Source organism: Sphingomonas sp. (assembly GCF_036387535.1).
Taxonomy (GTDB): Bacteria; Pseudomonadota; Alphaproteobacteria; order Sphingomonadales; family Sphingomonadaceae; genus Sphingomonas_R.
Genome location: NZ_DASVTO010000119.1, coordinates 1 through 6,083, shown reverse-complemented (window position 1 = coordinate 6,083; position 6,083 = coordinate 1). Strand labels below are relative to the sequence as shown.

At 68.8% G+C, this 6,083-nt stretch carries 6 protein-coding genes; all 6 read left to right on the top strand.

What is annotated here, in order from left to right; all coding sequences use genetic code 11:
- Positions 1–693, top strand: a 693-nt coding sequence (locus tag VF649_RS11305) for an NAD-dependent epimerase/dehydratase family protein (RefSeq protein WP_331012060.1), incomplete at its 5' end; no start/stop codon positions are given.
- Positions 690–1,793, top strand: coding sequence for an SDR family NAD(P)-dependent oxidoreductase (locus VF649_RS11300; RefSeq protein ID WP_331012059.1), 1,104 nt, complete (start codon positions 690–692; stop codon positions 1,791–1,793). The genes VF649_RS11305 and VF649_RS11300, both read left to right, overlap by 4 nt.
- A complete protein-coding gene (locus tag VF649_RS11295) occupies positions 1,790–2,917 on the top strand; it encodes a glycosyltransferase family 4 protein (RefSeq protein WP_331012058.1) in 1,128 nt (375 codons plus the stop codon). Before VF649_RS11300 ends, VF649_RS11295 begins: the two co-directional genes overlap by 4 nt.
- Positions 2,914–4,029 carry a CgeB family protein gene (locus tag VF649_RS11290; protein ID WP_331012057.1) on the top strand — a complete coding sequence of 372 codons (1,116 nt, stop codon included), beginning with the start codon at positions 2,914–2,916 and terminating at the stop codon, positions 4,027–4,029. The genes VF649_RS11295 and VF649_RS11290 overlap by 4 nt, the downstream gene beginning before the upstream one ends.
- The gene (locus VF649_RS11285) at positions 4,026–5,114 is read left to right on the top strand and encodes a CgeB family protein (RefSeq protein WP_331012056.1); all 1,089 of its coding nucleotides are present in this window, start codon (positions 4,026–4,028) and stop codon (positions 5,112–5,114) included. The genes VF649_RS11290 and VF649_RS11285 overlap by 4 nt, the downstream gene beginning before the upstream one ends.
- The coding region (locus VF649_RS11280) for a CgeB family protein (RefSeq protein WP_331012055.1) at positions 5,111–6,083 on the top strand (973 nt) is incomplete at its 3' end. The genes VF649_RS11285 and VF649_RS11280, both read left to right, overlap by 4 nt.

Sequence of the window (6,083 nt, the reverse complement as noted above, 5' to 3'; positions counted from 1 at the left end):
GATGCCGAGCGCAAGGGCCTGCGCGACAATCAGCGCAACTGGGAACCAGTCGACGCGCAGGGCCGCGCGCTGACCCCGGTCGCGACGCCGGAATGGAAGCGGCCGAACCTCGCGTCGATCTACGCGCTCAACAAATATGTGCAGGAACGCACGACGCATATCATGGCGGCCCCCTATGGAATGGAAGGCGTCTGCCTGCGGCTGTTCAACGTCTATGGTCCGGGGCAGGCGCTGTCCAATCCCTATACCGGCGTGCTGGCGATCTTCGCGTCGCGGCTGTTGAACGGGCAGCGGCCGATGATCTTCGAGGATGGCGAACAGCGCCGCGATTTCGTGCATGTCAGCGATGTCGCGCGCGCCTTCGGCGATGCGCTGTTCCTGCCGCAGGCCGCGGGTGGGACCTATAATATCGGGTCGGGCACCGACCGGTCGGTGACGGAGGTCGCGACCGAACTGGCGCGCGCGATGGGCAAGAACCAGATCGACCCGGAGATCGTCGGCAAGGCGCGGATCGGCGATATCCGCCATTGTTTCTGCGACACATCGAAGGCGGCCGCCGACATCGATTTCCGCGCACGGCAGGATTTCGGCGCGGGCCTGGCGGAACTGGCGGAATGGGTCGCGGAACAGACTGCGGACGACCGCGTCGCCGAAGCGCGGGCCGAACTGGAAGCGCGGGGCCTGGTCGCATGAGCGGTGCCGGTCCTCACGACCTGGGCGATCCGCGTCCGGTGCTGGTGACGGGCGGGGCGGGCTTCATCGGATCGAACATCGCCGACCGGCTTGCCGGAATGGGACATACGATCCTGATCTACGACGCGCTGGCGCGGCCTGGCGTGCGCGCCAACCTCGATTGGCTGGAGGCGCGGCATGGCGACCGGATCGAGACGATCGTTGCCGACATCCGCGACGAGGACCGGCTGGCGGCGGCGGCGGGTCGCGCCAAGATGGTCTATCACATGGCCGCGCAGGTGGCGGTCACCACCAGCCTGACCGATCCGCGTGCCGATTTCGCAATCAATGTCGCCGCGACCATGGGGCTGCTCGACGCGCTGCGGCGCAAGGGCGATGGCACGCCGCTGATCTTCGCCTCCACCAACAAGGTGTATGGCGATCTGGCCGATCTGGCATTCACGCTGGCGGGCGACAGCTATGTTCCGGCCGATGCGGTGATCCGCGCGGCGGGCATCGACGAGCGGCGCCCGCTGGATTTCCACACGCCCTATGGCTGTTCCAAGGGGGCGGCCGACCAATATGTGCTGGATTATGCGCGCAGTTACGGCGTGCCCACCGCGGTGTTCCGCATGAGCTGCATCTACGGCCAGCGGCAGATGGGAACCGAAGATCAGGGCTGGGTCGCGCATTTCCTGATCCGCGCGCTCGAAGGGCAGCCGATCACGCTGTACGGCGACGGGCATCAGGTCCGCGACATCCTGGACGTATCGGATGCGGTCGACGCCTATATCGGCGCGTGGGATCGGATCGATGCCGTGGCGGGCACCGCGTTCAACCTGGGCGGCGGACCGGACAATGCGGTCAGCCTGCGCGTGCTGCTGGCCTATATGGCGCAGCTGATCGACCGTGAGATCGATGTGCGATCGGCAGACTGGCGCGAAGGCGACCAGCGCTATTTCGTCGCGGACACGCGCCGGGCACAGGCGGCGCTGGGGCTGCGCGATCGGGTGGCGTGGCAGACCGGTGTCGCACGGCTGGCACAGTGGCTGTCGGAGAGCCGTGGGCTGAATTGGCCGATCGTCCGCGCGGATGCGCCCGAGATCGAGGCGGTGCGATGAGCCGCGACAGGATCCGCCTGCTGCTGACGGTCGATACGGTCGGCGGCATCTGGCAATATGCGCTGGATCTGGCGCGTGCGCTGGCCCCGCATGGGGTGGACACCGTGCTGGCGCTGACCGGACCGCCGGCATCGGACCCGCAACGGCAGGATGCTCGCGCGATCCCCGGCGTGCGCGTGGTGGATACCGGGATTGCGCTCGACTGGCTGGCGGCGGACGCCGCGACATTGTCGGATGGTGGGCGCCGGATCGCCGCGATCGCCGCGTCCGAAGCCGTCGACATCGTTCAGCTGAACGCGCCGGCACTGGCTGCGGGCGGCGCGTTCCGGCAGCCGGTGGTGGCGGTCGCGCACAGCTGCGTCGCGACCTGGTGGCAGGCGGTGCGGAGCGGCCCATTGCCGTCCGATCTGGCATGGCGGGCGCGGTTGCACGGTGCCGGGCTGCGCCGCGCGGCGCGCGTGGTGGCGCCGACGCAGGCGTTCGCCGATGCGACCCAGGCGACCTACCGCCTGGAAACCCGGCCGACTGCCGTACTGAACGGGCGGGCGCTGGCGCCGGGGCCGACCGCCGCGATGCACGATTTTGCCTTCACCGCCGGGCGATTGTGGGATGCGGGCAAGAATGTCGCCGTGCTGGACCAGATCGCCGCGCGGCTGGCGATTCCGTTCAAGGCGGCGGGCGCCACGACCGGGCCCCAGGGCGAGGCGGTGACCTGCGACCATCTCTGTCTGCTCGGGCGGGTCGAGGATCGCGCGATCGCCCGGCATCTGGCGGCGCAGCCGGTGTTCGTGTCGGCCGCGCGCTATGAACCGTTCGGGCTGGCGGTGCTGGAAGCGGCGGCGGCGGGATGTCCGCTGATCCTGTCCGATATTCCGACGTTCCGCGAAATCTGGGGCGACAGCGCGCTGTTCATCGATCCCGATGATGTCGATGGCTTCGCACGCATGATCGATCGGGTGGTGGGCGATATTCCACTGCGCCGACATCTGGGTGCGCAGGCGCGGGCGCGGGCGCACCGCTATCGCCCCGATGCGATGGCATCGGGCATGCTGGCGATCTATCGCGACCTGCTGTCGCAGCGGGACGCGGTGACGCGGGTCGGCACGCCGGAGATGGCGGCATGAGGATCGTCTATTTCACGCATTCGCTGCGGTCGTGCTGGAACCATGGCAATGCGCATTTCGTGCGCGGCGTGCTGCGCGACCTGGTGGCGCGCGGGCATGACGTGGTGGCGCTGGAGCCGGAGGGGAATTGGAGCCTTGCCAACCTGATCGCCGACCATGGCGATGCCGGGCTGGCGGCGTTCCGAGCCGCCTATCCCGAACTGAACCCGCAAAGCTTCGACCCCGCGTCGGACCCCGCCGCACTGGTGGCCGACGCCGATGTCGTCATCATGCACGAGTGGAACGAGCCGGCGCTGGTCGCGGCGGTCGGGCGCGCACGGCAGGCCGGCGGACGGTTCACGCTGCTGTTCCACGATACCCACCACCGCGCCGTGAGCGATCCGGACGCGATCCGCGCGTTCGACCTTAGCGGCTATGACGGCGTGCTGGCGTTCGGAGAGGCGCTGAGCGCGGTGTACCGCGACTGGGGCTGGGCGGGACGGGTGTGGACCTGGCACGAGGCGGCGGACACCCGGCTGTTCCACCCGCCGGCGGTGGAACGCGACCGCGCCGGGCTGGTGTGGATCGGCAACTGGGGTGACGGCGAGCGGACCGAGCAGCTGGAGGATTTCCTGTTCCGCCCGGCCAGCGAGGCCGGGATGCCACTCGACATCTACGGCGTGCGCTATCCGGAGACGGCGCGGGCGACGCTGGACCGCTATGGCATCGGCTATCATGGCTGGGCGCCCAATGCGGGCGCGCCGGACATTTTCGCCCGGCATCTGGCGACGGTGCATGTCCCGCGCCGCTTCTATGCCACGATGCTGCCCGGCATCCCGACGATCCGCATGTTCGAGGCGCTGGCCTGCGGGATCCCGCTGGTCTCCGCGCCGTGGGAGGACAGCGAAGGCCTGTTCCGCGCCGACCGCGACTATTTGCGCGCGCGGGACGGGGCGGAGATGACGCGCCACCTGCGTGATCTGGCCGCGGATCCCGAACTGCGCGCCGCCATCATTGCCAGCGGGCTGGAGACGATCCGGGCGCGCCACAGTTGCCACCACCGCGTCGACGAATTGCTGGCGATCCTCGCCACGCTGGCCGCGCCCGCTGCCGCCGTCCGGAGCCTTGCATGAAGATCGCCTTCTACGGATCGAGCCTGCTGTCCTCCTACTGGAACGGCGCTGCGACCTATTATCGCGGAATCCTGCGTGACCTGGCGTCGCGGGGCTATGCGATCACCTTCTACGAACCCGATGCGTTCGATCGGCAACAGCACCGGGATATCGATCCGCCGGCATGGGCGCGGTCGGTGGTCTATCCCGCGACGATCGACGCGGCACGCGCCGTGCTGGCCGAGGCGGCCGATGCCGACATCGTCGTCAAGGCGAACGGCGTCGGAGTGTTCGATACCGAATTGCTGGACGGCATCATCGCGCAGGCGCGGCCGGGTGCGCTCAGGATCTTCTGGGATGTCGATGCCGCAGCGACGCTGGACGAGATGCGCGCCGATCCCGGCCATGTCGTGCGGCGGGCCTTGCCCGATATCGACCTGGTGCTGACCTATGGCGGTGGGCCGCCGGTGGTGGATGCGTATCGCGGGTTTGGGGCGGCAGCGTGCGTGCCGATCTACAACGCGCTTGACCCGACCACCCATCATCCGGTGCCGGCGGATGCGCGGTTTGCGGCCGATCTGGCCTTTCTGGGCAACCGCCTGCCGGACCGGGAGGCGCGCGTGGAGGAGTTCTTCCTGCGCGCCGCGACGGCACTGCCCGAACGGCGTTTCCTGATCGGCGGCAATGGCTGGGAGAGCAAGGCGATGCCGGCCAATGTCCGGCACCGCGGCCATGTCTATACCGCCGAACATAACGCGTTCAACGCGACGCCGCTGGCGGTGCTCAACGTCGCGCGCGACAGCATGGCGCATGTCGGTTTTTCCCCCGCGACGCGCGTGTTCGAAGCGGCGGGGGCGGCGGCGTGCCTGATCACTGATGCGTGGGAAGGGATCGAGCAGTTCCTGAAGCCGGACCGCGAAGTGCTGGTCGCGCGCGACGGGCAGGATGTCGCGGATCACCTGGCGGCGCTGACCCCGGAGCGCGCGCACGAGATCGGAGCGGCGGCACTGGCGCGGGTGCTGGCGGATCACACCTATGCGCTGCGCGGGGCGCAGGTCGACGCGATCTTTCAGCAGCACCGCGCGCAGGCCGAGGTGGCGGCATGAAACTGGTCGTGCTGGGGCTCAGCCTGTCATCGGCCTGGGGGAATGGCCATGCCACCACCTTTCGTGCGCTGCTCGCCGCCTTTGCCGCGCGCGGGCACGAAATCCTGTTCCTGGAACGGGACATGCCCTGGTATGCGGATCGCCGCGACCTGATCGATCCCGGTTTCTGCCGGCTGGCCTTTTACGACAGCGTGGCCGGGCTGGATGCCTGGCAGGCGGAGATTGCGGGGGCGGACGCGGTGATCGTCGGTTCCTATGTGCCCGACGGCGTGGCGGTCGGTCGCCATGTCCAGCAGGTGGCGCAGGGCGTGACCGCCTTCTACGACATCGACACGCCGGTGACGCTCGCCAAGCTGGAACGGGGGGACGAGGAATATCTCTCGGCCGCGATCATCCCCGGTTATGACGTCTACCTCTCGTTCACCGGCGGGCCGACGCTCGACCTGCTGGAAACGCACTATGGATCGCCGGCGGCGCGGGCGCTGTTCTGCTCCGTCGATCTCGCCGCCTATCCGCCACTGCCGGTCGCGAAGCGCTGGGACCTGTCCTATCTCGGCACCTACAGCGCCGATCGCCAGCCCACGTTGGAGCGGTTGTTGCTGGAACCGGCGCGCATGCGACCGGACCTGCGCTTCGTCGTGGCGGGGCCGCAATATCCCGAGAATATCGACTGGCCCGTCAATGTGGAGCGGATCGAGCATCTGCCGCCGGCGGAGCATGCCGCCTTCTACAGCGCGTCACGCTTCACGCTGAATGTGACGCGTGCGGACATGATCCGTGCGGGCTGGTCGCCATCGGTGCGGCTGTTCGAGGCGGCGGCATGCGGGACGCCGATCATCTCCGATATCTGGGACGGAATCGGCGAACTGTTCGAACCGGGATCCGAGATCATCCTGGCCGGGACCGGCGCCGACGTGCTGTCGGCCCACGACACCGATGCCGCCACGATCGGGACGCGCGCGCGGGCCC

Coding starts and splice junctions, on each gene's coding strand:
- VF649_RS11295 (WP_331012058.1), top strand. CDS start 1,790: ATGAGCCGCGACAGGATCCGCCTGCTGCTGACGGTCGATACGGTCGGC.
- VF649_RS11300 (WP_331012059.1), top strand. CDS start 690: ATGAGCGGTGCCGGTCCTCACGACCTGGGCGATCCGCGTCCGGTGCTG.
- VF649_RS11290 (WP_331012057.1), top strand. CDS start 2,914: ATGAGGATCGTCTATTTCACGCATTCGCTGCGGTCGTGCTGGAACCAT.
- VF649_RS11285 (WP_331012056.1), top strand. CDS start 4,026: ATGAAGATCGCCTTCTACGGATCGAGCCTGCTGTCCTCCTACTGGAAC.